24 protein-coding genes and 1 riboswitch are annotated in these 24,497 nt (G+C 48.5%); all 24 genes read left to right on the forward strand.

The window, feature by feature from the left end:
* The first annotated feature begins 157 nt into the window (after positions 1–157).
* Positions 158–373, forward strand: coding sequence for a DUF433 domain-containing protein (locus tag HYR79_04715; GenBank protein MBI1820993.1), 216 nt, complete (start codon positions 158–160; stop codon positions 371–373).
* Positions 370–720: a DUF5615 family PIN-like protein gene (locus HYR79_04720; protein ID MBI1820994.1), complete on the forward strand. Its 351-nt coding sequence runs from the start codon at positions 370–372 to the stop codon at positions 718–720. Before HYR79_04715 ends, HYR79_04720 begins: the two co-directional genes overlap by 4 nt.
* A 317-nt stretch (positions 721–1,037) precedes the next feature.
* Complete coding sequence (locus HYR79_04725) at positions 1,038–2,948, forward strand: hypothetical protein (GenBank protein MBI1820995.1); 1,911 nt, start codon at positions 1,038–1,040, stop codon at positions 2,946–2,948.
* An 11-nt stretch (positions 2,949–2,959) separates the two neighbouring features.
* Complete coding sequence (locus tag HYR79_04730) at positions 2,960–3,442, forward strand: hypothetical protein (protein ID MBI1820996.1); 483 nt, start codon at positions 2,960–2,962, stop codon at positions 3,440–3,442.
* Positions 3,439–4,944, forward strand: coding sequence for a hypothetical protein (locus HYR79_04735; GenBank protein ID MBI1820997.1), 1,506 nt, complete (start codon positions 3,439–3,441; stop codon positions 4,942–4,944). Before HYR79_04730 ends, HYR79_04735 begins: the two co-directional genes overlap by 4 nt.
* Before the next feature lies 1 nt (position 4,945).
* Positions 4,946–5,935 (forward strand): fibronectin type III domain-containing protein, encoded by a 990-nt coding sequence (locus HYR79_04740; protein ID MBI1820998.1) that lies wholly within the window; start codon positions 4,946–4,948, stop codon positions 5,933–5,935.
* Positions 5,936–6,149: 214 nt separating this feature from the next.
* Positions 6,150–6,420: riboswitch (cobalamin riboswitch) on the forward strand.
* A gap of 265 nt (positions 6,421–6,685) precedes the next feature.
* Positions 6,686–7,750 (forward strand): threonine-phosphate decarboxylase, encoded by a 1,065-nt coding sequence (locus tag HYR79_04745; protein ID MBI1820999.1) that lies wholly within the window; start codon positions 6,686–6,688, stop codon positions 7,748–7,750.
* Positions 7,747–8,739 carry a GHMP kinase gene (locus HYR79_04750; protein MBI1821000.1) on the forward strand — a complete coding sequence of 331 codons (993 nt, stop codon included), beginning with the start codon at positions 7,747–7,749 and terminating at the stop codon, positions 8,737–8,739. The genes HYR79_04745 and HYR79_04750 overlap by 4 nt, the downstream gene beginning before the upstream one ends.
* Before the next feature lie 3 nt (positions 8,740–8,742).
* Positions 8,743–9,264 (forward strand): bifunctional adenosylcobinamide kinase/adenosylcobinamide-phosphate guanylyltransferase, encoded by a 522-nt coding sequence (gene cobU, locus HYR79_04755; protein MBI1821001.1) that lies wholly within the window; start codon positions 8,743–8,745, stop codon positions 9,262–9,264.
* Between the two features lie 92 nt (positions 9,265–9,356).
* Positions 9,357–10,415 carry a nicotinate-nucleotide--dimethylbenzimidazole phosphoribosyltransferase gene (cobT, locus tag HYR79_04760; protein ID MBI1821002.1) on the forward strand — a complete coding sequence of 353 codons (1,059 nt, stop codon included), beginning with the start codon at positions 9,357–9,359 and terminating at the stop codon, positions 10,413–10,415.
* On the forward strand, positions 10,415–11,173 hold the full coding sequence (gene cobS / locus HYR79_04765; protein MBI1821003.1) for an adenosylcobinamide-GDP ribazoletransferase: 759 nt from the start codon (positions 10,415–10,417) through the stop codon (positions 11,171–11,173). Before cobT ends, cobS begins: the two co-directional genes overlap by 1 nt.
* Before the next feature lie 189 nt (positions 11,174–11,362).
* Positions 11,363–12,886 (forward strand): cobyric acid synthase, encoded by a 1,524-nt coding sequence (locus tag HYR79_04770; protein MBI1821004.1) that lies wholly within the window; start codon positions 11,363–11,365, stop codon positions 12,884–12,886.
* Positions 12,883–13,833 carry a cobalamin biosynthesis protein CobD gene (cobD, locus tag HYR79_04775; GenBank protein ID MBI1821005.1) on the forward strand — a complete coding sequence of 317 codons (951 nt, stop codon included), beginning with the start codon at positions 12,883–12,885 and terminating at the stop codon, positions 13,831–13,833. Before HYR79_04770 ends, cobD begins: the two co-directional genes overlap by 4 nt.
* A gap of 9 nt (positions 13,834–13,842) precedes the next feature.
* Entirely contained in the window at positions 13,843–14,520 is a 678-nt protein-coding gene (gene bluB, locus HYR79_04780) for a 5,6-dimethylbenzimidazole synthase (protein ID MBI1821006.1), read from the forward strand.
* Positions 14,517–15,365: a sirohydrochlorin chelatase gene (locus tag HYR79_04785; protein ID MBI1821007.1), complete on the forward strand. Its 849-nt coding sequence runs from the start codon at positions 14,517–14,519 to the stop codon at positions 15,363–15,365. The genes bluB and HYR79_04785 overlap by 4 nt, the downstream gene beginning before the upstream one ends.
* A gap of 15 nt (positions 15,366–15,380) precedes the next feature.
* Positions 15,381–16,010: a precorrin-8X methylmutase gene (locus tag HYR79_04790; GenBank protein ID MBI1821008.1), complete on the forward strand. Its 630-nt coding sequence runs from the start codon at positions 15,381–15,383 to the stop codon at positions 16,008–16,010.
* Positions 16,011–16,052: 42 nt separating this feature from the next.
* Positions 16,053–16,247 (forward strand): hypothetical protein, encoded by a 195-nt coding sequence (locus HYR79_04795; GenBank protein ID MBI1821009.1) that lies wholly within the window; start codon positions 16,053–16,055, stop codon positions 16,245–16,247.
* A complete protein-coding gene (locus tag HYR79_04800) occupies positions 16,238–16,675 on the forward strand; it encodes a hypothetical protein (GenBank protein ID MBI1821010.1) in 438 nt (145 codons plus the stop codon). The genes HYR79_04795 and HYR79_04800 overlap by 10 nt, the downstream gene beginning before the upstream one ends.
* Entirely contained in the window at positions 16,672–17,769 is a 1,098-nt protein-coding gene (locus HYR79_04805) for a cobalt-precorrin-5B (C(1))-methyltransferase (GenBank protein MBI1821011.1), read from the forward strand. The genes HYR79_04800 and HYR79_04805 overlap by 4 nt, the downstream gene beginning before the upstream one ends.
* Before the next feature lie 382 nt (positions 17,770–18,151).
* Complete coding sequence (cbiE, locus tag HYR79_04810) at positions 18,152–19,408, forward strand: precorrin-6y C5,15-methyltransferase (decarboxylating) subunit CbiE (GenBank protein MBI1821012.1); 1,257 nt, start codon at positions 18,152–18,154, stop codon at positions 19,406–19,408.
* Positions 19,409–19,541: 133 nt separating this feature from the next.
* Positions 19,542–20,285 carry a precorrin-2 C(20)-methyltransferase gene (gene cobI, locus HYR79_04815; protein ID MBI1821013.1) on the forward strand — a complete coding sequence of 248 codons (744 nt, stop codon included), beginning with the start codon at positions 19,542–19,544 and terminating at the stop codon, positions 20,283–20,285.
* Positions 20,282–21,379: a cobalamin biosynthesis protein gene (locus tag HYR79_04820; GenBank protein ID MBI1821014.1), complete on the forward strand. Its 1,098-nt coding sequence runs from the start codon at positions 20,282–20,284 to the stop codon at positions 21,377–21,379. The genes cobI and HYR79_04820 overlap by 4 nt, the downstream gene beginning before the upstream one ends.
* A 261-nt stretch (positions 21,380–21,640) precedes the next feature.
* Positions 21,641–22,900 (forward strand): IPT/TIG domain-containing protein, encoded by a 1,260-nt coding sequence (locus HYR79_04825; protein ID MBI1821015.1) that lies wholly within the window; start codon positions 21,641–21,643, stop codon positions 22,898–22,900.
* 17 nt (positions 22,901–22,917) lie between these two features.
* On the forward strand, positions 22,918–24,405 hold the full coding sequence (locus tag HYR79_04830; GenBank protein MBI1821016.1) for a hypothetical protein: 1,488 nt from the start codon (positions 22,918–22,920) through the stop codon (positions 24,403–24,405).
* The last annotated feature ends 92 nt before the right edge of the window (positions 24,406–24,497 follow it).

Genomic DNA, 24,497 nt, shown 5'->3' on the forward strand with positions numbered 1-24,497 from the left:
TTCTGCAAGAATACGAGGAAGCAGGAAATAAATATGCGGGCAACAATCGTATTGACGATGTTTTTCCGTTGAAGCGATTTTTTCGGCAGGGGCAACGCGAATCATCCGTAAAAAATATAGGGTTTTCGTTCAGACACTAATTAGGAGGAAAACGATTTTGAATTCCCGGATAGTCTCAGACCCCAATATCTGTGGTGGAGAACCTTGTGTAAAGGGAACGCGAATACCCGTCCACATTATCCTCAGTCATTTGGCAGCAGGGGAGGCTTATGAAGTGGTGCTTCAGGAATTTCCCAGACTTACCCGAGAAGATCTCCTGGCCTGCCTTGAGTATGCAACCTTCCTGGCGACGGAAAAGGTTGTTTCTGGGTGAAAATAATCATTGATGAAAGTGTGAGTTATAGTCTTGTAAAAATTCTAAGAAATTCAGGACACACGGTCATCGCGATCGCAGAACCTTCTACTTCAGGTTTACTTGATAATGAAGTTTTCAAAATTGTTTTGAAAGAAGAGGCTCTGTTTATTACAAGAGATTACCATTTCACAAATTCTCTACGGTTTGATTCTACCAAAACAAAGGGAATCATCTATATTCGTTCTGGCAATCTTACCGCGTCTGAAGAAGTCGGTTTAGTCCTCAAATTCTTTTCAAAGTATCAGCCAGACTATTTTAGTGGAAAACTCGTAACGCTGTATAAAGACAGTATAAGAATAAGGTAAGCAACTTTAAAAAAACATCCTTTTCAGGGGTGGGGTGTCACGGCAAGAATGGTAATCTCCCGTTTATCAGGTCCGTAACACCAAAAAATTCGATAAGCTCCCGTCATGAGAAAGACCTGTTCCCTCTTTTATCTAACCTGATCGCAACGTTCTACCGGAACCACAAAAGTTTATAACCCCTTTATTTTATTCATAAAATCTCTTTTAAGCCCTCTTTAGTCTATTTTTTTAATTTTATTCGGAATCTGTCCCCCATCTGTCCCCTCCGGTTTGATATCTTTATCCCCAAATCTAGAAATGAAGGGTTTTCTTAGAAAATGAACAAATTTTTCCAATTCTTATCGGTTTTCGTGGTTCTGTTCATTCTAGTCCTCCGGGTCTCCTCCGTTCTCGGCTCAACAGAGCTCCCCCTCATGAATGGCGACATCCGATTAATTGAACCTCTCCCGATGCAGACTCAAGCCGAGAGTTCAATTGTCATTGACACAGGAAATTACACCGGACCGCTGATTATTCTGGTCGATGGAGTCGATGTCTCCGCGATGGTTAAACATGAAGGGGCGCAGTGGCGTTACCAGCCTTCCGATCCATTTGCCGCGGGAAAGCACCATCTGGAGGTCTTGGCAACCGGAATGGCGAGCTCTGCCCGGGCCGATTGGGTCCTTTCGGTAGGAGAGGAACTTTTGGAGGGCGAAAAGGAGACCCTTTATTCAAAAAGCTCTTTTTCATTAACAGGCAATCAGGTTTTTGGGAAAAAAACCCAGGATCAGGATATCGCGGCAAACGGAAATCTTGCTCTTAACGTCGGCGCAAAAAGCGGTGAAACGGAAGTCAGTTTCGAGAGTAATATGGGATATTCGAATACGTCTCCGACCAACGAATTGACGCCGTTTGGGTTATTATTTCAGGTCAAACATGATAAAAACAGGCTTGCGTTCGGTGACGTGGTTTTTTCAGGAACGCCGTTGACCGCATTGCCGCTATCGCGTCGGGGCGTTTCCGCCGAAATGCAGGGGGAGAATGCCGGTTTACAGGTGATTCAGGCAAGCAGCCGCACGGTGACGGGGTGGAATTCCGGGTTGAGTTCGGAAAATCAGATACGGGGCGCCGGGGTGACCTATCATCTTGCCGGTCAAAATGATCAACCGTTGAGAATCGCCGCCGTGGCGTTGGACGGTGAGATCTTAAGCGATTCCAGCCCTAATGTCGCCAGTATCGCCGCCCCCAGCAGGGGAAGTGTTGGGGGGGTCCTGGGATCGGGCCGATATGCCGGCATCGGTTATAACGCCGAGATTGCCGCCAGCGCAAATAACCCAAATACCTTGAGTAATGAGGGGACCCGACGGGACCTGGCGGGGAGACTTCAATTGGACAAAACCGTGGGAGGGGTGAATCTGAGGGCGAATTACCAGCGCACGGGGGCCAGGTTTGCCAGTATTGCCAATTCCGGAGCGACTTATGACCGTGAACAGTACGCCCTGAGCGGGGGGGCAGGGTTCGGAACCTCTTTCCTTTCCGCGTCATTGTCCCGATCCCGGGATAATCTCGATAATGATCCGGCACGGCCGGTTGTTTATAACAACAATACCGGCTTGACCTATTCGCTGATTCAACAGAACTGGCCGGCCCTTTCACTCTCTTATCTTTATGGCCGGGTCAAAAGTCAGTCCGAGCCGGCAGGCGACCCAGAGACTGATATTTTGAATCAATCGGGAACGGCCGCTCTATCGTACGGGGGTGAAGGGTGGTCGAGTAATCTCGTCTTAAGCGATTCCTGGATTGCAGACCCTCTGAATGGAGACGCCAATACCCGGAACGCGGCCCTTTCCGGGAGTCTGAAGTGGCTGGACAAACTCAGTTTAGAACCGACCTTTTCCTATTCCAATATCGATTACAACGGAATGTTTCAAAAAACAACGGCGGGGACATTAACCTTGAATTGGCATATCATCGCGCCCCTTTCTCTTGCCGGGCAGATGACCTGGACCAAGAACGATATCAGCGACAATCTGGCCGATAATGTCGAGCGTACAGCCATTCTCCGGATGGTCTGGGACATTTCACCCCGTCTTAAATCTCTCTTTCCGCGCCAGCATTCCGGTTTGACCTTGAGTTATAGCGGAGACCATTATGCAGACCATCTCGACTCCTCTCAAAATAGATGGGATCAGACCGTGATGCTGGGTATACAAGTTTTCTCACCGCTGGAAGGGGAGGTCCACTTTTAAGGAACCTCGATATGAAAATAAATCAATGGGCGGTCTGGATTTTAATTTTAGGTGTTGTTGGAGGGACGGGGTGTTCGCCCCTGGCTCCGATTCCGGTTCAATCGGAAACGGTCCATTTTTCGGGCGGAAGCACAACCGGTCCCCTTACGATCCGGCGTGTGGAACTCCGGTTTTCGAATGGGCAGGCCGAGACTATCGTCCCCCGCAACGGCAAACTTTCTACCCAGGCGATCATTCAGTTTAATGGGAACGGGCTGTTTCGGGCCAGTTGGCTGGTGGACGACCGGGTCGTCGAAGCTGTTTCGACAACAGTGACCTTTGGAAATACGCTTACGGTCGATATGGCGCCGCCGACCCGGTTGCCGACATTCGAGCCTGGCCAGCATCGCCTGACGCTTCGGATTGAACAGCCGGTTTCGAGTTTGACGATACCGACCCTTATTTTCATGGTGACGGCAGACGAAAATTCAGAAGGAAAAACTCAAATAAAATGAACCGGCAAGGTTTGACCATCATTCGAATTTTAATCTTTTTTTACGCAGGATTGTTCATGCTTCTGTTTGTTGGTCTGCGTCCTGGATTTGCAGTTTCTCCCATTACCCTTGATGTCGACCTGACACCCAAGGCGACTCCAGGCGGGATACTCTCTTTAAAGCGGGTTGCCCTGACATTTGATAATGGTCTTCCCCGGGCGGCCATAGGGTTGAACGGAAAGCTTGGTGTCCAGGCCGATATCCTTTATTCCGGAAACGGTCCGTTAGTCGGACAGTGGCTTGTCGATGGGAAACCGCTTCAAACGTTCAACACAACCTTAACGTTCGGCGACAGCATTGTTTTAAAAATGACCGATCTTCCCCCCTTGCCATCTTTTGAACCTGGATTCCATGACGTATCGGTGAAGTTTTTTACGCCTTCAGTGGCATTTAAGGTTCCGGTAATACGGTATGCGGTGGACGTCTCCCCTGGAATCCATGCCGTCCCGTTGATTTTGATACACCCGGTAGAGGCCGCCAGATTGGACCGTCCCCGGAGTGACAGCCTGGTTATCCCGGGGAAATCCACCCTTTCTTCTTTATCTTTTACATGGAAGGAGCCGGTTGTTTTAACAAAAAGCCCACCGGTTTCTTATCAGATCAGTTTTTATGATCCTGAAGATTTAACTCACCCTCTGGTTTCAGCGCGATTGCCGGCGACAACGTATACCCTACCTCCCCTTTTAGCCGAAAGATTGCCGATGAACCGCCCGCTTCTCTGGCAGGTCAAGGGGCTGGACAAGAAGGGGCAAATGGTGGCCGCCAGCGGAACCCGTCAGATCATTTTTCTTCCGCCATCGTCAATTGAGCTCCTGACGCCGACCGGCGGGATTCTGCTTCCACCGGCTCAGGTTTTGGCCTGGAACTCTCCCGGCAAATTCGATCATTACGAAGTACGGGTCTATCTGGATGAGGGAACCTTGTTGACGGATATGGGGAAATTGTTTTTAATGAAAAATGCCCCCGCCTCAGCCGTGGAATATAACGGTTCTCTTTTCAGGGCTACTTCGATAAGGGCCGACAGTCCGCTGATTACGGAGGGACAACCGTGGAATCTCCCAGGACTTATTTTACATTGGATCGTGATTGGATTTGATCAAACAGGAACGGTTACGGACGCAAGTGAGAGCGGGAACTTTCACCTTCCCGCGAATGTCGCCACCCTGAATGGGTTGCCCGTTGCCCTGCAAATGGGGAAACTTGAAATCGGCGTCAACTCCTACCAGCCGGACGCCACCCTCGCTCAATTATCAGGAAATGGGAGCGTTCGTTCTAATCCCGATCTCGTCAGTCTGCCGGCCACGTTTGATTTCCAGGGGCTGAATGTCGAGGCTTATATCGAACAGAGTCAGGTCCCGACGGAGGTGAATTTAAAAAAAGGGAGTCTCTCCGCTACCCTTATCCAGGAGGTATTAAAAGGGAGGGTCCTTTCCGGGAATATCGCCCAGACCTTTGAGAAATGAAATGAAACGACTAAACTGTTTAAACATGATAGGGGTAATTCTGACCTTTCTGTTCGTCTCTTCATGCGGCAATCAGGGATCAGGGACAAGAGAAGGGAATCAGGCCACCCTTCTGATTGGAATAGGAACGACCCTGTCGAGCCCTTCGATTACCGGAACTCCCGCCGATCTGGCCAATGTCGCATCGATTACTTTAACGATCAGTGCGCCCGATATGGCGGCCATTACCACCCTTTTGCCGCTGAATGGAACGAATCTGGCGATCAATGTTCCCGCAGGGGTGAAACGGGTCGTTAATGCGACTGCCAGGGATGCCGGTGGAAATGTGACCCACACCGGCAGTGCGACCGTGGCGCAACTCGTCGCGGGATCGACTCTTCATTTGTCGATCACCCTCAACCCTCTTGGCCCTGGAGACCTGACCCCGCCGATTTTTTCCGGTCTAACCGTTGCGGTTCCGTCCTCGCCGACGACCGTTGCTCTCGCCTGGAATCCGGCAACAGATAATATGACCGGGTCAGGCAATATTCTTTATGATATCTCCCTTTCCACAATCTCGGGAGCTCCCTTTAATGTGACGGCCACCTCTCCAGCAGGCGCCACCAGCTATACCGTTTCCGGATTGATCCAGGGAACAAACTACTACATCATCGTCCGGGCGCGGGATCAGGGAGGAAACCGGGACAGTAACCTGGTGGAAGCCCATGTATTGACCCCTGTTCCAAATATCCTCTTAAATAACAACATCTCCTACAATTTGCAGGGGACACCCACAAACGGGGTCCTCGGAGGGATCTCGTTTTCTTACTACGATAATAACTGTGGAAATTACACTCTTAATTTTGGCGACGGGACATCGGATTTTCGCTCTTGTCCAAGAGATGGAGGAACGGTTAACGTCAATCATATTTTCCTCAACCCCGGAACCTATACTGTGGACTTGAGTTTGGGGATACAGTTAGTTCAAACCTTGATTTTGACGATTAAATGAGCTTTTTTTAAGATACACAATGTTTTCGGATTCGAGGGGGTCAAGATCATCGGCTCGCTTTCTTTTGCCGTATTCGAGGACAAATGTGTCGAGAATTAATGATAATATTACTGTCTCACCTGGCAGGACGGGTTCATTGGGAAGTTAAGCAGGAAACTGGGGTTGGGCAAGAAGTTTTTCACTATTGACATGAGCCGACAGCCTCCCGTATGATTCATTCTTCATAGCTTCAGGTATCCTTAAGGATATAATAGAGAACCCGGTGTAATTCCGGGACGGTCCCGCCGCTGTAATTAGGGACGAAACCCGTCACCATGTCACTTTCTGGTTTTTCAGGGGGGAAGACGACGGGGAGTAGGTGGGTTTGAGCATCAGGCTTTGCCTGTGCGAGAGCCGGGGTTTGGGGGTATTGCGAATGAGTGAGCAGGCTCCCAAATCTTATCGAACTAAGAGTCAGAAGACCTGCCTGAAGAGAAAACAGATCGCCCCGGGGTAAACAGGGTCAAGGCTGTTTTGAAACTTGAGGCTGAAGAAATCAGGGTGCAATCCTCAATACATTTATTTGTATTGGGGATTTTTTTTGTTCTGATCCGTCAATAAGGGGCCATCTACTGCGTTGTCGCTGCAAGCCCGCATCCTCACGTACTAACTGTGTACGCTCCGGTGTGGGTTTTTGCTCCGCCTTGTATATGACCTCTTCTTGACGGCCAGAACTGAGTATCCTCGGATTGCTAATAGGGAATAGAAAAGATGTATAGCGGTCATGGGGGAAACCTGTCGGAAGTTCAGGAAAAATACGGCTGGTGTTCCGAAGAGGTTATTGATTTCAGCACCAATGTGAATCCGCTTGGAATCCCTCCCTCGGCGTTGAAGGCCTTTGAAAACTCTTTTAAGGAGGTCGGCGCCTATCCTGATTCTCAAAGCCGGACTCTTCTGCGAAAGGCATCGGCTCATTATGCGTTGTCTTCGACGGAAATTCTTGCCGGCAACGGGACTACCGAATTTATTTTCCTGATTCCCCGCGTTTTTCCGGTCAGCTCCGTTTTAATTTTCTCTCCCACTTATTCCGATTATGAAACGTCGGCGAAATTAGCGGGTTGTCAGGTTCATTTCGGAGGTTCAAACCTCCGGCCATCGATTCACGATTTCCACTCGATTTTATTAGAACACCGGGGAAAGGTGAAATTAGTTTTTCTTTGTAATCCCAATAATCCAACCGGGGTCTGTTTTTCAGCGGAGCAGGTCCGGTGGCTGATTCAACGGCATCCTTCGTTTTTATTCGTTGTGGACGAAGCCTATATCGATTTTGTGAACGCCCCGGCCGCCTCTCTTTTAAATTTTCCACTTGAAAAAAATGTCATCGTTCTTAAATCTTTAACCAAAATATTTAATATTCCGGGTCTGCGGCTTGGTTTTGCTTTTGCCAGTGAGGCGTTAATTCAAAAATTGGAGCATTTCAAAGAGCCCTGGACGGTCAATACACCTGCCCAAAAGGTCGGAGAAGCCCTTCTGGACGAGAAATCGTTCCTCGATGAAACCCGGATTTTCGTCGAAAAGTCGAAAGCGGGTTTATTTCATCTCTTAAATCAGTTTAAAGAGCTGGAGCCTTTTACTTCCGAGGCCAACTATTTTTTAATTCGTTTGGTCGGGGAACTGAAAGCCGAAGCGTTAAAAAGGGATCTTTTAAAGGAAAAAATTTTAATTCGAAGCTGTCATCAATGGAGGGGCCTGGGACCTGATTTTTTTAGAATTGCGGTCAAAAAAGAGGAAGACCACCACCGGCTTTTCGCTGTTTTGAGGCAGAAAATAAAATGAAAACCCTCCTGCGCGTGCCCGGGAGCTGTGGAGAGCTGGCCCAGGGAAGCATTGATGGAGTCCGTCTCCATATTACCTGTCCCGTTAACCGTTATACCTGGGGAGGGATCGGAACATTTCAGGGTGTTCAATATCCGGTTGGGGAGAAAGTAAAGCGGCTGCTTCACCTGGTTGGCGGCTTTGGAAAAAAAAGTGGAAAGCGGGAAGGTTCCATGCCGCGATCCGGGAGATTGCCGTTTACCCTGTTTTCGGAATTGCCTGTGGGAAAAGGGATGGCCAGCAGTACGGCGGATATGACAGCCGCGCTTGCTCTGCATCAATGGGCGGCAGGATATTCTTTAGAAAGAGAAAAGTGGGTAAAGCTGTTCTTGTCTGTTGAACCCACTGACGGGATTATGTTTGAAGGAATTACCCTGTTCGATCATTATCAGGGGAGTCTCCGGCGTTCCTTTGGCTCACCTCCGCCGATGGAAATCGTTGCCCTGGAATTTGAAGAAAAAATCGATACGATTTCTTTTAATCAGAAGGACCAGAAAAAAATTGCCCGGGCGCAGGCCAGAACCGTTTTAAAATCGTTTCAACTGATTGAGGAGGGGGTCAAGGAAGGGTCGACTCGGAAAATTGGAGAAGGTGCGACGTTAAGCGCTTTGTCCCATCAAAATATTCTTCGGAAACCCGACCTTGAGAGAATTTTAAAGTTGACCCTGGAGGCAGGGGGCGTCGGTGTCAACATTGCTCACAGCGGCTCCATGATTGGAATGTTGTTTAATCCCGGGACGTTTGATTTTCAATTGTTGGAACTGAAAATAAAGACCCTTTTGGGACGCTCTCTCCCGATGCATTGTCTTCGGCTTCGGGGAGGAGGCATTGAGTTTCTGGATAAAAGTCAAGCGGTTCCAGTATCAAGTGATCATCAGGCTTTGCCTGTGAGAACACGGGGTTTGGGGGCATCGGAGAAGCTGCCGCATCGTACGGGCCCCCAAGTATAAAGTATGGACGGATCAAAAACTTTGGTTTTAGGGGGGACGCGCTCTGGAAAGAGCCGTTTTGCCTTTGAACAGGGTGAAAAATTTCCTGGTAAAAAAGTTTTTGTGGCGACCTGTCAGCCCTTTGATTCAGAAATGAAAGGTCGGATCGCCTTGCACCAGCAAAGCCGCAATGCGTCCTGGAAAACAGTGGAAGAGTTTTTCAATCTGGCTGACCGGATAAAAGAAATAAGCGAGCCTTACAAGGTCATTTTGGTTGATTGTCTAACCCTGTGGCTTTCTAACTGGGTTTTAAAAGAGGACCAGGATACGAAAGTCAGGGAGGAAATTTTCAGGTTATTAGAGGCGGTTCAACAGACCGTCACCCCGATTATTCTGGTAACGAATGAGATCGGGATGGGGATTGTCCCTCCGACGCCTTTAGGAAGGCGTTTTAGAGATTTGCAGGGAGAGTTAAATCAAGCGGCGGCCAGGATGGTCGATGAGGTATATCTGGTGACCGCGGGGATCCCTTTGAAAATCAAGTGAAGCATCTGGCTCTGCCAGTGCGCAACGCGGGGTTCGGGGGCATCGGAGAACGCGAAGCATCGCACGGGCCCCTGAATAAAATAGGAGAAATCATGGATTTTTTGCGGAAAACGCTTCAGGAGATTCAAAAACCGGATCAGTCCGTCGGAGAAAGAATTCAGAGACGGCTTGATCGGCTCACCAAACCGCCGGAAAGTTTAGGGAGGCTGGAGGAGCTGGCGGTGTGGTATGGAATGAGCCGGGGTGAAATCAAACCGACTCTGGACAAAAAAGCGGTTGTCGTTTTTGCGGCGGACCACGGAATTGCGGATGAAGGGGTGAGCGCGTTTCCCAGGGAGGTGACCGCGCAGATGGTTTATAATTTTTTGCGCGGCGGCGCCGGGATTAATGTTCTGTCGAGACATGTCAATGCCGAAGTGATCGTGGTCGATATCGGCGTGGCTCATGATTTTGAACCGGCGGCGGGGCTCCGGCAATCCAAGGTAAAACACGGAACCGCGAATATGTCAAAGGGTCCGGCGATGAGCCCCTCCGAAATGTTATCTGCCATTAGAGAAGGGATACTCCTGTCGGAGGAGCTGGCCCGCAAAGGGATCGATCTTCTGGCAACGGGGGAAATGGGGATTGCCAATACCACGGCAAGCAGTGCGATAACCGCCGTCATAACCTCCCATCCGGTGGCCGGAGTCACAGGCCGGGGAACCGGAGTAAATGATACCCAACTCAACCATAAAATCAAGGTGATTGAGAAGGCCCTTCAACAAAACCTGCCTCAACAAAAAGACCCGCTGGATGTTTTGGCCAAAGTGGGGGGACTGGAGATTGCCGGTCTTGTGGGATTGATTCTGGGAGCGGCCAGGAACCGTATTCCGGTTGTTTTGGATGGATTCATCTCCGGCGCCGCGGCGTTGATCGCCGTGAGTTTAAACCCTCTGGTTAAGGAGTATTTGTCGGCTTCACATCAATCGGTCGAGCCGGGACATCGTTTGATTCTTGATTGGCTGGGGCTTGTTCCTCTTTTGAACTTAAATCTCAGGTTGGGGGAAGGGACCGGCGCGGTTCTTGGCATGGGGCTGGTCGAAGCCGGGGTAAAGGTTTTATCTGAGATGGCAACCTTTGACGAAGCCGGTGTTTCCGACAAGGAAGGTTGATGATTCATCAATTTGCCGCCGCCTGGAATTTCCTGACCATTATTCCGTTTCCTTTCGCGGGAAAGGAGACCGTTTCCGCTGAGGATTTAGGCCGTTCGTTGACGGCTTTCCCATGGGTAGGGCTTGCCCTCGGGTTAATGGCAGGGGCGGCCTATTTAGGGTTAAGCCAGGCATTGCCTCAGGCGCTGGTTGCCCTTTCTGTCATTTTTCTTCTCACGATAGCCACGCGCGGACTTCACATGGATGGTCTGGCTGACACCCTGGATGGACTTCAGGGGAGGACCCGGGAAATATCGTTAAAAATCATGAAAGAAAGTACGATCGGCACTTTTGGCGCGTTGGGTTTGATTTTTGCCCTTGGTTTTAAAGTGTCCGCTCTTTTTTCTTTGCCCCCCAGGGAGGCGATCAAGGCATTATGGATGATGCCGCTTCTTGGCCGGTGGGTTTTTGTAACCCTTCTTGTTTATTTTCCTTATGCCCGCCCTGAAGGGGGGCTGGGGTCTGCTTTTGTTTCCCATGCCAAACCGTCCAACTGGATTTGGGCAACTTTATTCACAGGGGTCGCGGCAATTTTAATCGCTTCCTGGTGGGGCGCGGTTTTGGCAGGCATTACCCTGAGTTTAACCTGGATGGCGGGGCGTTATTTTAAAAGTCGTTTAGGAGGAGTGACGGGAGATACCGTTGGAGGGACAGGTGAAGTCGTCGAAACGGTGACGCTGATTTTATGGAATGTTTATGAACGATTTTTTAACAATTGAAAAAAATCGCCCTGGTAAAGTTGCCCAGCCCTTGTATATTCCAACCTGCTCCGGCTCCGAAGTTTACCGCCTATTTTTACGGATCTTAAGGAAGGGTGACCAAACTTCGAAGAGGTCGCTGTCTGGAACATACAAAGGCTGGTACACGGGATGTTCTAAAAGAGATGGTGAAGAAAGAATAATTTTAAAATGCCTTTGAAGAAAACAAAGACTTTGATGATTCAGGGGACCGGATCAAACGTTGGAAAGAGCATCTTAACGACCGCCCTTTGCCGTATTTTTTTGGAAGACGGTTTTTCCGTGGCTCCATTTAAAGTCCAGAATATGGCCCTCAATGCCTATGTGACGTCGGACGGTTTTGAGATGAGCCGTGCCCAGGCCCTTCAGGCCCAGGCGTGCCGGATTGAACCGGACGTTCGGATGAATCCTGTTTTAATCAAGCCGACAACGGTTTCAGGGTCTCAGGTGGTTGTCATGGGAAAAGCCAGGGAGATCTTAAGCTGGGCGGACTATACGGCTCTTAAACCACAGTTATGGCCGACCATTCGTTCGGCTTATCAGTCATTGTCATTTGAGCATGATGTCATTGTGCTGGAAGGGGCCGGAAGCCCGGCTGAAATTAATTTAATGGAAAACGATATTGTGAATATGTCGGCGGCGGAGATGGCCGATGCGCCGGTTCTGCTGGCGGGCGATATTGACGCGGGAGGCGTTTTTGCGAGCTTTGTCGGGACCTTATCCCTTCTCCCGCCCCATCAAGCCTCCCGGATAAAAGGATTCATTTTAAATAAATTCAGGGGAGACCGTTTAATTTTAGAACCGGGGCTGGCAAAGATTCAGCAAATTACCGGGAAGCCTGTTCTGGGAGTCGTTCCCTATCTGGAAGAACTCCTCCTTCCTGAGGAAGATTCCGTGTCGTTTAAAACCGGCAAAACCCCGCTTCTAAAAAAACAACATCTTGTAAACGGTCAACCTGTTTGCCGGATTGCCATTCTCGATCTTCCCAAGATCAGTAATTTTACCGATTTTGATCCTTTTTATGCAGAGCCGGATGTCGAAATTCAGGTGGTGCGGCGGGGAGACTCACTTAAGCTAAATGGGATTTTACCCGATGTCGTGATCATTCCGGGCTCTAAAAACGTGGCCCAGGATTTGGCTTATCTAAAGGAGACTCACCTGGATCGGGAGGTGACTTTATTTGCTTCAAAGGGGGGCCTGGTCGTTGGCCTGTGTGGAGGCCTTCAAATGCTGGGAGAAACTTTGGACGATCCTTTTGGCGTGGAGAATACGCCTTCATCGGTTTCCGGGCTGGGCTTTTTAAAAATCGGGACTATTCTGGAAAAAGAAAAAACATTGAAAAAAGGGGCCTTTTTGCATGTCGTCAGCGGAATCCGGGCGAGCGGGTTTGAGATGCATCATGGCCGGACAACGGTCTGCCGCGAAAGGCCCTGTTTTCTTCAGGAAGGCATGACTCAGGGAAATCCCCTTGGCTGGTCCAATGAAACCGGACGAATATGGGGGACTTATCTCCACGGTGTTTTTGATTCCGATGAGTTCCGGCGGTGGTTCATTGATCAGATTCGGGAAAACAAGGGTCTCCCCCCGCTGAAAAAGATACAGGCAAACTATGACACGGAAAAGGTCATCCAGCGCCTGGCCAATGAGGTCAGAAAAGGGGTGGATATGGATGCGATCTATCGGATGATGCAATGAAGGTCGTTTATTGGGCAGGGTTAGCGCTACTTCTTGATCTTTGTCTTGGAGATCCCCGATGGCTCCCCCATCCTGTGAGAGGGTTGGGGGTTTTAATTGCCTTCAGCGAAAGAGGGTTAAGGGCGGTTTTCCCGAAGCATGAAAAGCTTGCCGGTATTTTACTGGCGGGAGCGATAGGATTAGGAACCTATGGATTTTGTTCAGGGTTGGTGATATTCTCCCAAAAGCTTGCCCCTTTTTGGCGTGAGAGTGTTCAGGTGATTTTGATTTATTTTTCCCTTGCGCCAAGAGATCTCGGCGCCCATGGATTGCGGGTTTTCAGACATTTAAAAGAAAAAAAACTTGAAATGGCGAAATCCAAAGTCTCAATGATGGTAGGCCGGGATGTGGCTCCCTTAGATGAAAAAGGGGTCATCCGCGCGGCCGTTGAAAGTATCGCTGAGAACACGGTAGACGGGGTTGTGGCGCCGCTTTTTTTTGCCCTCCTGGGCGGCGGCCCTGCCGCAATGGCTTATCGGGCCGTGAACACGCTCGATTCGATGGTGGGATACCGGGAGCCCCCTTATACCCGTTTGGGGTGGGCTTCTGCCCGGCTGGACGACCTTTTGAATTTTTTGCCCGCTCGATTGACCGCCGGAGTGATGCCTCTGGCAGGGGTTTTATTTGGAGGATCTGTATTGAGGGGCTACCGTGTTTTATTGAGAGACGGGAGAAAACATGAAAGCCCCAACGCAGGCCTTCCTGAAGCGGCTATGGCCGGGTTGCTCGGCGTCCAGTTAAGAGGCCCTCACTATTACAGCGGAATTTGTGATCATGCTCCTTTCATCGGATTTGCGGAGCGGGGAATCAAAAATCAGGACATCCTGAAGGCGATCGGCGTGATGGCGGTATCTACCCTTTTTATTTTTTTATTGCTTGCTTCATTTCGTTGGCTGGCCTTTAATTAAAAAAAGATGATGAAACAGAAAATTGACCATTCTTTTCCGGATTTATTAAAACAGGGTGTTTATGACGCGATTTATAAACGGCGTGATATTCGGCGTTTTTTGTCCGATCCTCTCCCGGAAGAAGTCCTCATGCGCATTTTGGACGCTGGACATCAGGCAGGTTCCGTCGGGTTAATGCAGCCGTGGAATTTTCTCATCATCCAGGATGCCGGTTTTAAAACTCAAGTGAAAAACAGCTTTCTGGAATGCAACCGTGAGGCCTCAAAGGTTTATTCTGGAGAAAAATCCGCCTTATACCAGGGATTAAAATTGGAGGGGATTGAGGAATCCCCTGTTAATATCGGCGTGACCTGTGATTTTTCAAGGAAAGGGCCCTTTGTGTTGGGTACTCAGACGATGCCGCAGACCGCTCTGTTTTCCACCTGCTGCGCGATTCAAAATCTTTGGCTCGCAGCCAGAGCCGAAGGGGTGGGTATGGGTTGGGTCAGTATTTTAAACCCCGGGAAAGTCAAAACCTGTTTGGGAATCCCGGACCCCGTTGAACTCGTTGCTTACCTCTGCCTGGGATATGTGGAATCGTTTCCTGAAAAGCCTGTGCTGGAAACCGCGGGTTGGGAAAAGAAACTGCCTCTGGAGGATTTTATTTTCTGGAACCGGTGGGGTGAGAAAGAAAGGCTGGATAAATGAAGAAAGATAGATGGCTCCTTATCGGACATGGAAGCCGCGATCAGGAAAGCAATGAGGAATTTTTAACCCTGGTCAGCGACCTCAGAAAAAAAAAGGCCGGTCAGCCCATTGATGCCGCCTTTGTGGAATTGGCGGAACCCAACATGAAAACGGTTCTTGAAAGTTACGGCGACCCCGTCCCTAAAAGGGTTTGGGTTTTGCCTCTGCTTTTCTTTGCCGCGGGCCATTCGAAGACAGAGATTCCGGAGGTCATTCAGGAAGTGAGAGCCAGGTTCCCCCATGTGGAATTTCATTACGGGGCGCCTTTGGGAATTCATCCCATCCTCCTGGACATTGTCCATAAAAGGGTTTTACAGGTCGAAAAAAAGGTATCCCCTTTACCGAAAGAGAAAACGGCAATTTTACTGATCGGCCGGGGAAGTTCGGATCCGGACGCGAATGGCGATATGCATAAAGTCTCCCGTCTTTATTGGGAGCAGCATCGTAACGGATGGGTGGAAACCTGTTTTATAGGGGTTACCCGGCCGGACCTTCCCGGAGGGATCAAACGGTGCGTTCAGTTGGGCGCCGAACGGATTATCGCGATCCCTTATTTTATCTTTACGGGGGTCTTGATTAAACGGATTCAGGGAATCGTCAACGACCATCGGGAAACAAATCCCGGAGTGGAAATTTTGATGGGAGACTACCTGGGGAGGGATCCTTCCCTCATGACTCTTGTGGAAGAACGGTTTGAGGCGATTCAAAAAGGACCGGTTTTGATGAATTGCGATGTTTGTAAATTTCAGTTCCCCCGCCTGGCTCCGGAATCTCAAGGGGGGCACGGTCACGGCCATCACCATTAATTAAGGGACAGAATCATGTATCCAAAGATTACCGCTCCGGAAAAAATAGAAGAAGAAAGTTTTAAGATCATTGAAGCGGAATTGGGACCTCATTCTTTTTCAGATCAGGAATTCCAGGTGGCAAGAAGGGTCATTCACGCGTCAGCTGATTTTGAATTCGCGAAAAACCTTCGTTTTCATCCGGAGGCGATTTCCAGCGGCGTGGCCGCGTTGCAAAAAGGGAGTTCCATTGTTGCCGATGTTGAAATGATTCAGTCCGGAATCAGCAAGGCCGGATTGACACGCTTTGGCGGGAAGGTGGCCTGCTATATTTCAGACGAGGATGTCATGGTTGAAGCCAAAAAGCTCGGGGTCACCCGGGCAATCTGTTCCATGCGAAAAGCGGTGAAAACGAACGCGGAGATTTACGCGATTGGAAACGCGCCCACCGCCTTATTTGAACTGATCCGGCTCGTTAAAGAAGGGGTTGTTCGACCCGCTTTAATCGTCGGCGTTCCTGTCGGTTTTGTCTCCGCGGTTGAATCGAAGGACGCCCTATTGGGACTTCAAACACCTTTTATCACGGCAATCGGGAGAAAAGGGGGGACGCCTGTCGCGGTTGCCATTATTAATGCCCTGATTAGATTGGCGTCGTCTTCACAATAATTCATATTTATTAACGCTAAACATAAAAGGAGAAAGGTTCAAATGGAGCAGACTCAAACAATGGATCAGGTTCAAGAGGTTGATGTACGAAAGGGGGCCCGGAGAGGCTTTTTAGGAATGGTCTTATTTCTGGCCCTTCTCCAGGGGATTATTTTATTGGGTCCGCAATTGATGGGGAGCTGGGCCCACGATAATTTTCATAGTTATCGTCACAGCATTGGAATGGCATGTCATTAAAAAACCTCACATTAACCTCTTTGTCATGGATAGGTATTTTGACCGGAATTTGCTGGGGGATCTTTAATCTGGGGGTCAATTTTTTATTTTGGCCTCAGGAGATGGAAGGAACCTTTCTCTCCCTTTTCTTTTCCTTTATTTCTGCAGGAGCCTTGTTCAGCGTTTTTATTTTATTTTTAGCCCTTTGGACGGGCCACTCGCTGGATGAACACCCTTATTTTACGGCGGTCAGGGTCTCTCTCCTGGTATGGTTTGTTTATGTTGCTTTAGGAGGCGTGATGAGCTGGTTTAACCCGGAACGGTATCATTTTAATTTGAATGAAACAATGATCGGCGGGATTAAAGTCCTTCTTCTGGGAATCATGCTGGGCTGGAGTGTCAGGAATTTAACAAAAAAGACGGATATTGATAAAAAACCCGGACAATGAAAACCGAGAAAAAAAAGGGAGACCGGACGGGATTTTCAACCGGCGCTTGTGCGGCCGCCGCCGCCAGAGGAGCTCTCCTGGCCTTTCTCCATCGGAAGAAAGTGGAGCAGGTCGAAATTACGCTCCCCCTGGGAGAGAAGGTTTTTTTTCAAATTTCGGAATGTTTGATTGAATCAGGTTATGCCCGTTGCGGTGTCATAAAAGACGCGGGAGATGATCCCGATGTCACCCATGGGGCTTTAATCCAATGCATGGTTTCATTTATCCCTGAACCCGGAGTTGTCAGATTAAAAGCCGGAGAGGGAGTGGGAACGGTGACTCAACCCGGGTTGGGACTTGAGGTTGGAGCGCCCGATATTACCCGGGTTCCCCGAAAAATGATTACGCGGGAGATTGAAGACGCCGCCGGCCCTGTTTTGAAGGAAAAAGGGGTTCTGGCTGTTGTTTCAGTCCCCGGAGGCGAAGCCCTGGCGAAAAAAACTGAACTCCCCCGGTTAGGCGTCGTCGGAGGGGTTGGCATTCTGGGAACAACCGGGATCGTCCGGCCTTATTCAACCTCTGCGTTTAGGGCGGGGATTAGCCTTGCGGTCGGCTCGGCCCGGCAGAGAGGCTATTCTCATCTGGTGATTACCACCGGCGGGATGAGTGAGAAGTTTGCTAAAAAATGGATTCAGCTCCCCGAAGGCGCTTTTATTCAGATGGGGGATTTTGTCGGCTTTACCTTGCAGGAATGCGTTAAAAAGAAAATTGAAAGAGTCACCATTTCAGGGATGATTGGAAAACTTTCCAAAATGGCGATGGGAAAAATGATGACTCACGCGGCAGGGTCGGAAGTCGATACCGGTTTTCTTGCTCAATTAGCGGAATCGTCGGGCGCATCCCCGGAGGCGGGTGAACAGATTAAAAAAGCAAATACGGCCAGGCATGTCGCCGAGATGGTTCAGTCTTATGGTCTGACTTCATTTTTCGATCAGTTGAGTCTTAAGGTTTGTGAAGCCGCGAGCCGGCATATTAAGGGAGCCTTATCGATAGAATGTTTGATGACTGATTTTGAAGGGAATGTCATCGGCAAAGCGTTAAGAAACAAAGAATAACCTTGGCGGGTTTCCCGGCACCACCGATGACCCTTCCTCTCTGCTCATGCTCCGAAGTTTATCCTCATCTCTGGATTTTTACATTTTGGTGGGATAAACAAAACTTCGAAGAGGTCGCTGAGAGGAAGGGTCACCGGCGTGCCCTGGGCTGCGGTATTAAAAAAGGTGATGAATGATTAAGAAAGTAATGAATTAGAATACGGGTCGCGCATATGCCGGTATGTGTCCCGAACAGCGACCTCTTCGAAGTTTGGTTACCTTTCCACAAGTCTGTTAAAATAGGCGGTAAACTTCGGAGCGTGAGCAGAGAGGGATTCATGCCGGCATATGCTTTAACCTAATACGGTGATCAGGTTCTAAGAAAGTTATTAAAGGGAGTAGAGTGGAAAATAAGGTTTGGGTGATTGGAATTGAAGGCGACCGGGTGAGTCATCTTTCGTCCGACGTTAAATCGAGAATTCTTGACGCCGATCTCCTGATGGGTGGAGAACGGCATCTTGAATGGTTCCCTGAATATCGTGGAGAACGGATTGCGATCGAATCGAATTTAAAGGAGATTACCGAAAAAACTGTTGCCGCTTTAAAAGATAGAAAACAGGTTGTCATTCTAGCGTCGGGGGATCCTCTTTTTTATGGAATTGGGGCGTTTTTAATCAAGCGGATCGGGAAAGAAAAAGTCGAGGTGTTTCCCGCCGTTAGCGCGATGCAGCTGGCTTTTGCGCGTGTGAAAGAGTCCTGGCAGGAGGCCGCGCTGGTGAGTCTTCATGCCAAACCGATTCAAAATGTCCTCCCTTTTCTCGAAGAAAAAAACTTAATCGGCCTTTTTACCGATGACACCAATACGCCTCCGGTCATTGCCCGTTTTCTGTTGGAACAGGGTTATTCCGATTGGATAGCGTGGGTCTGTGAAAATCTGGGAGGTCAAGAAGAAAAAGTCTCGGAACTCAGTCTGGAAAAGATGGTTGAAAGCCAATTTTCATTGTTAAATGTCGTTATTTTAAAACGGCAGGAGAAAAAAACAGAAGAATCCGCGGCGGTCCGTCCGGTGACGTGGCTGGGGCTTTTTGGAATACCGGACGATCTCTTTGTTTACCGGAAACCAAAATCCGGCTTAATTACAAAAAAAGAGATCCGTGTCATCAGTCTGGCGGAATTAAATCTTAATGCTAAAAGCGTCGTTTGGGATATTGGAGCAGGGTCCGGCTCGGTATCGATCGAGGCCGGAAGGCTCTGTCCGGAGGGGAAAGTCTTTGCCATAGAAAAAAACAAAGAAGATTTTGATTTAATCCAGACCAATATGGACCGGTTTGGGGTGAAAAATCTTATGGCTGTTTGCAAACGAGCTCCGGATGGCCTGAATCAGTTTGACGACCCTGACGCCGTCTTTATCGGGGGATCAGGGGGAGAGTTGGAAGAAATTCTATCCCTCTGCCTGAAAAGATTACGGCCTCGGGGGAGAATTGTCGCGAATTTAATTACGTTGGACAATACGGTTCAGTTTTTCCAATTTTTTAAAAAAACACCCTTGGAGGTTTCGTATACCGTGGCGCAAGTTTCCCGGTCGAAGCCTATTTTAGAGATGACAAGGTATGAGGCGTTAAATCCGATTACGATTGCTGTCGTCAAAAAAATGGGTTGATCGATGGGCCTGGAATGACCGTCTCTCCAACGCCGACGAAGGTATCCTTATCTCCAGATTTTTACATTGGCGAGAGCATCAGGCCAGGCGTTTAAAAAGGGTCTATAGGTGAATGTGAATATAAGGAATTCTTATGGTGAAATTGGGTAAATTTTATGGGATTGGCGTCGGACCCGGGGATCCGGAGCTGTTGACCGTCAAAGCGGTGAAGCGCCTTCAGGCTGTTCCGGTCATTTGTTATCCGGCTTGCAGGCCCGGAGCCGGGAGCTATGCCCTCAGGATTGTAGAAGATTTGATTGAAGATAAAACCCGGCTCAAAGGGATGCTTTTCCCGATGGAAAAGGAGATGGAGCGGCTTATTCCCGTTTGGAAGGAGTCCGTGGAAATCATTTTCGGACATCTTTCAAAAGGGGAAGATGTCGCGTTTATCACGGAGGGGGACCCTTTTTTTTACAGCACCTTTGTCTATTTGTATCATCTGATGCGGGAGATCCACCCTGAGGTTTTCATCGAGATCGTTCCTGCTGTTTCTTCCATTACCGCCTGTTCGGTTCGCGCTGAAATGCCCCTTGCGATGGCAGATGAACGGGTGGCCATTTTGCCCGCGACCTATGAGGAAGGCTTTCTCAAGGATGCCCTGAATTTATTCGATACGGTCGTGTTTATTAAGGTTAACAGCGTCCTCCCTCAACTGATTCATCTTCTGGAAGAGATGAATCTGCTCGGCAACGCAGTGATGGTGGAACGTTGCGGAAGCCCTCAAGAGCGGGTGGTGAAGGATCTTCGCACGCTAAAAGAGGAAAAAACAAACTATCTTTCCCTGGTGATTGTCAAGAAAGAGAATAGGGTTCCCATTTTGATGGAGGTTGGGAGATGAATAAAGATGCCGCGATTATCGCGATTACGAAAGGGGGCGTTGCCCTGGGTCTCAAACTTCAAAGCCAGATGGAAGGCGCTGACTTGCTGGTTTCTGAAAAGTTTGGAGAATCGGCAGGTCCGGACGCTATTTTATTAAAAGGGCCTTTGAGTAAAAACATCGGTAGTTTTTTTAACGCCTACGACAAAATCATTTTTATCATTTCACTGGGTGCGGTCGTCCGTCTCATTGCATCCCACCTGAAGGATAAACATATCGATCCCGCGGTGCTGGTGGTTGACGATAAGGCCCAGTTTGTCATTAGCGTCCTTTCCGGTCATGTCGGGGGAGCCAATGCTTTGACTGAAAAGGTTGCAAAATTATTAGGCGCCGCCCCCGTAATTACAACCGCATCGGATGTCGGTCAAACCATTCCCGTGGATATCCTGGGGCGTGAACTCGGGTGGGTGGTGGAAGGGGATGAAAATGTGACGCGGGTGAGCGCCGCCGTAGTGAATGAGGAGCCGGTTGCGTTTATCCAGGAGACCGGAGAAAAAAATTGGTGGACCCGACCCACAGCGCTCCCCTCTAACATTGAATGCTTTTCTTCATGGGAAAGTGTCGGACAAAAACAACAAGAGGGGAAAAAATATTCGGCGGTTTTAATGGTAACCGACCGATTGAGGCGCTCTTTCCCTTTGCAGATTCAAGACCGTTTGGTGTTATACCGGCCTAAAAGTCTTGTGTTAGGGATGGGATGTGACCGGGGAACAACTCTGGAAGAGATAGAGGAATTGATACGGGAGACGTTGGAAAAAAACAGCCTTCAAATCAGCAGTGTCCGGACCCTTGCAACCTTAGATCAAAAACAGGATGAACCGGCTTTTATTCAATTGTGCGAAAAACAGGGGTGGACTCTGGAAATTTACGCTAAAGACACGCTTCAGGCTGTGGAAGGGATAAAAAATCCTTCTGCGGTTGTTGAAAAATGGGTGGGGACGCCGAGTGTTTCCGAGGCGGCGGCGTTAAAGTCAAGCGGGGCGAGGGAACTGCTGGTGCCGAAGGTCAAGTCAAAACAGGCGACGCTGGCAATCGCTCGTGTTACTTTTGTTTGATAAATTCGTCGTGCACACGCGACAAAAATGGGCCTTGACTATTTAAAATAAAGTCTTTAATAATAAAGGAATTTTTTAGAAGCGTTCATACACAACTGAACCCGTCCCAAGAACAGCGATAGACTTCGCACCCACTTATTAATCATGTCATTGCGAGCACCGAAGGGTGCGTGGCAATCTTATCGTAAAGTCTTGAGATTGCTTCACTTTGTTCGCAATGACAGCTTTCTAACTCTGTTCTTGTGAAGCCTTAAGGATTTCATGATGACCAGGATTAAGAGAGTTGGATTTTTATTTTTTTCTCTGAATTTCCTTTTATTCCTTGTTAGCACAGAGCTTTTTGCTCAACAAAATCCTCAAAAATATTTTTATGATAACTTAGGCCGTTTGCAGGCTGTTGTGGATGGCCAGGGCAATACGGCGATTTACAATTACGATCAGGTTGGGAATCTTCTCTCTATTACAAATTCTCTCGTTTCCGCAACAGGTGTTTCGATTTCTTATTTCAATCCCGTGCAGGGTGGAGTGGGTGTAACCGTAGATATCTATGGATCAGGATTCAGTACAACTCCAAACAACAATATCGTCACCTTTAATGGAACTTCGGCTTCGGTCTTAAGTTCGACCAATACCCATATTGTCACCTCAGTTCCGTCCGGTGCCACAACGGGGAAAATTCATATAAGCAATTCAAACGGTTCCACGACGAGTGCTAACGCGTTCGTCATTTCCCAAGGAGTTTCTGTTTCAATAAACCCGCCGTATTATACTTTAGCTGTTGGCGGTACCCTTCAATTTCAAGCCACCGTTACGGGAACAGTCAACACAAGGGTGCTATGGAGTATAGAAGGTCCAGGAAGTATTTCCTCGGATGGACTGTATGCGACATCTGTATCAATTACCCAATCTGCGAAAATTTTAGTGCATGCCAGGAGCGTTGTCGATTTTAATCAAGTGGCAACCGCGATTATCGAGCTGGTCCCATTTGGCACGATGGGGCCATATCTGTCCCCTCCTTTGAGTGTAGCGATTGCGCAGCCTCCGGTTGGTTCTACTCCTGACCTGTTTCTTTCGTCTCCTTTGAGTGTAGCGATTGCGCAGCCTCCGGTTGGTTCTACCCCTGATCTGTTTCTTTCGTCTCCTTTGAGTGTAGCGATTGCGCAGTCTTCGTTAAGCGCTCCGCCTGAGTTATTTCTTTCAACCCCATTGAGTGTTAGCTTAACACCGTTAATTAATTCAATTTCTCCGATGTCCGCTCCGGCAGGAAGTGCAAATTTAACTATTACGATAACCGGAACAGGTTTATCAGGTGCAACAGATGTTTCATTTTTACTAAATGGCGCTGTTGATTCTAATTTAACTAGCTCGAATATCCTCGTCGATTCGTCGGGATCATCGTTGACAGTCGTCGTGAAGATCTCAAACTCAGCGACTTCGGGGTATAGAATTGTGCAAATAAGCACTCCAAATGGAAATTCCCCCGCAACTGTCTTAAATGGAAATATTTTTACGGTAAATTGAAATAAAGGAGATTAAACATGGAAACACGATCGAATACTAAAATGAGAACTTTCTTATTAATAACATGTGTATTGTCGTTCTTAATCTGGCTAGCATTCTATTTTCCAAGATTTGCCAATGCGTCACCATTCAATAGTGGGAGTACCGGGGCAGACGGTGCATTTGCGCCAACCTCCAGTATGACCCTGACCGTTCCACCAAGTGGGACTTTTAATTTTACCTCTATAAATATTCCGGTCGGAGTCACAATAAATTTTGCACCAAATGTTACAAATACTCCTGTAACCATTTTGGCCACAGGAAATGTAATAATTGACGGGACTCTTAACCTAAATGGACAAGATGGGATGTCTGTTAATCCAGCCAATGTCACATTTACAGCATTGGGAGGCATCGGAGGGCCAGGTGGTTATATGGGTGGAGCAGGCGGAATTGCTGCCTTATTTAATGATGGTTCACATATTATCGATGCGGGTGATGGTGAGGGATCCGGAGGAGGAATAAATAGAGGCTATTGGAATGGAATTCCTTCTCGTATATTTGCCTACAACGGACAGTTTACTAGTAATTCAATCTTACTCCCCTTAATTGGCGGTTCGGGAGGTGCAGGCGGCTCCGCCTTTACCGGAATATCTTTCAATTGCGGTGCGAATGGATGTAATGGAGGTGGCGGTGGAGGTGGGGGCGGCGCTCTTTTACTAGCATCGACAGAGACCATCACAATAAACGGATTTATCACCGCTAATGGCGGAGCCGGCGGAATCGGTTATTTGCTTGATCAAGGCAATAATGTTATTACAGGAAGCGGAGCGGGAAGTGGCGGGGCAATTCGTTTGGTTGCCAATACCTTAACCGGATCAGGAATGCTCAATGCTGTGGGAGGGTCTAGCCAAGTCGCTATTAATATCTCATCCGGATTTACTTCTGGTGGACCTGGCAAGATTCGTCTGGAGGCCAATGTTTTCTCCTTTACAGGAATAGTAAATCCCGCTTTATCATTAGGTTATGGCAACCTTACAATTTCTTTACCTGGAATTGTTAATTTTACTTCAATTCCAATGTTAGCTATTACCTCGGTAGGCGGAGCCACTGTTCCTGCCAATCCAACCGCTTCGTTCACCACTCCGGATATAACACTGCCAGCTTCTACGACGAATCCTGTTTCCGTTACTGTTGCTGCTACAAATATTCCGGTTGGAACAACCATCAGTATAACTACCTACCCACGAAATGGACCGCAAACTTCTACCAGCGCGACTCTTGCCGGAACAGCTGCAAGCTCCTCTGGCACCGCAAATATTTCCATTTCACAAAACCTGCCCAATGTCCTTTTGGTCCAAGCGACATTTTCAGTTGCGCTTGCCGCTAATGATTTTCCAACTTATGCCGAGGGGGAAAAGGTTGAGAAAATAAGAGTAGCAAGCAGTTACGGTGGAGTATCAAAGGTTACCTTGATTACGGCTTCGGGAAAAGAGATTCCCTTAGAAAAGGTGAGAAACAATTAAATAAAATTTTCAAAGAAAAATTATAATCTCATGTTGCAAATGTTTTTCTGCATATGCAGAGTTGATGTCCAACTTTTTTAGTTATCGTAAGG

This window comes from Nitrospirota bacterium, assembly GCA_016178585.1.
Lineage (GTDB): Bacteria > Nitrospirota > Nitrospiria > JACQBW01 > JACQBW01 > JACOTA01.

Excerpts from the sequence above, each read along its gene's own strand:
- HYR79_04825 (MBI1821015.1), top strand. The coding sequence starts at position 21,641 with ATGATGACCAGGATTAAGAGAGTTGGATTTTTATTTTTTTCTCTGAAT.
- HYR79_04740 (MBI1820998.1), top strand. The coding sequence starts at position 4,946 with ATGAAACGACTAAACTGTTTAAACATGATAGGGGTAATTCTGACCTTT.
- HYR79_04820 (MBI1821014.1), top strand. The coding sequence starts at position 20,282 with ATGAATAAAGATGCCGCGATTATCGCGATTACGAAAGGGGGCGTTGCC.
- HYR79_04805 (MBI1821011.1), top strand. The coding sequence starts at position 16,672 with ATGAAAACCGAGAAAAAAAAGGGAGACCGGACGGGATTTTCAACCGGC.
- HYR79_04770 (MBI1821004.1), top strand. The coding sequence starts at position 11,363 with ATGCCTTTGAAGAAAACAAAGACTTTGATGATTCAGGGGACCGGATCA.
- HYR79_04800 (MBI1821010.1), top strand. The coding sequence starts at position 16,238 with ATGTCATTAAAAAACCTCACATTAACCTCTTTGTCATGGATAGGTATT.
- HYR79_04790 (MBI1821008.1), top strand. The coding sequence starts at position 15,381 with ATGTATCCAAAGATTACCGCTCCGGAAAAAATAGAAGAAGAAAGTTTT.
- HYR79_04730 (MBI1820996.1), top strand. The coding sequence starts at position 2,960 with ATGAAAATAAATCAATGGGCGGTCTGGATTTTAATTTTAGGTGTTGTT.
- HYR79_04725 (MBI1820995.1), top strand. The coding sequence starts at position 1,038 with ATGAACAAATTTTTCCAATTCTTATCGGTTTTCGTGGTTCTGTTCATT.
- cobD (MBI1821005.1), top strand. The coding sequence starts at position 12,883 with ATGAAGGTCGTTTATTGGGCAGGGTTAGCGCTACTTCTTGATCTTTGT.
- cobS (MBI1821003.1), top strand. The coding sequence starts at position 10,415 with ATGATTCATCAATTTGCCGCCGCCTGGAATTTCCTGACCATTATTCCG.
- cobU (MBI1821001.1), top strand. The coding sequence starts at position 8,743 with ATGGACGGATCAAAAACTTTGGTTTTAGGGGGGACGCGCTCTGGAAAG.
- HYR79_04745 (MBI1820999.1), top strand. The coding sequence starts at position 6,686 with ATGTATAGCGGTCATGGGGGAAACCTGTCGGAAGTTCAGGAAAAATAC.
- HYR79_04735 (MBI1820997.1), top strand. The coding sequence starts at position 3,439 with ATGAACCGGCAAGGTTTGACCATCATTCGAATTTTAATCTTTTTTTAC.
- HYR79_04785 (MBI1821007.1), top strand. The coding sequence starts at position 14,517 with ATGAAGAAAGATAGATGGCTCCTTATCGGACATGGAAGCCGCGATCAG.
- HYR79_04795 (MBI1821009.1), top strand. The coding sequence starts at position 16,053 with ATGGAGCAGACTCAAACAATGGATCAGGTTCAAGAGGTTGATGTACGA.
- HYR79_04830 (MBI1821016.1), top strand. The coding sequence starts at position 22,918 with ATGGAAACACGATCGAATACTAAAATGAGAACTTTCTTATTAATAACA.
- cobI (MBI1821013.1), top strand. The coding sequence starts at position 19,542 with ATGGTGAAATTGGGTAAATTTTATGGGATTGGCGTCGGACCCGGGGAT.
- HYR79_04750 (MBI1821000.1), top strand. The coding sequence starts at position 7,747 with ATGAAAACCCTCCTGCGCGTGCCCGGGAGCTGTGGAGAGCTGGCCCAG.
- cobT (MBI1821002.1), top strand. The coding sequence starts at position 9,357 with ATGGATTTTTTGCGGAAAACGCTTCAGGAGATTCAAAAACCGGATCAG.
- bluB (MBI1821006.1), top strand. The coding sequence starts at position 13,843 with ATGAAACAGAAAATTGACCATTCTTTTCCGGATTTATTAAAACAGGGT.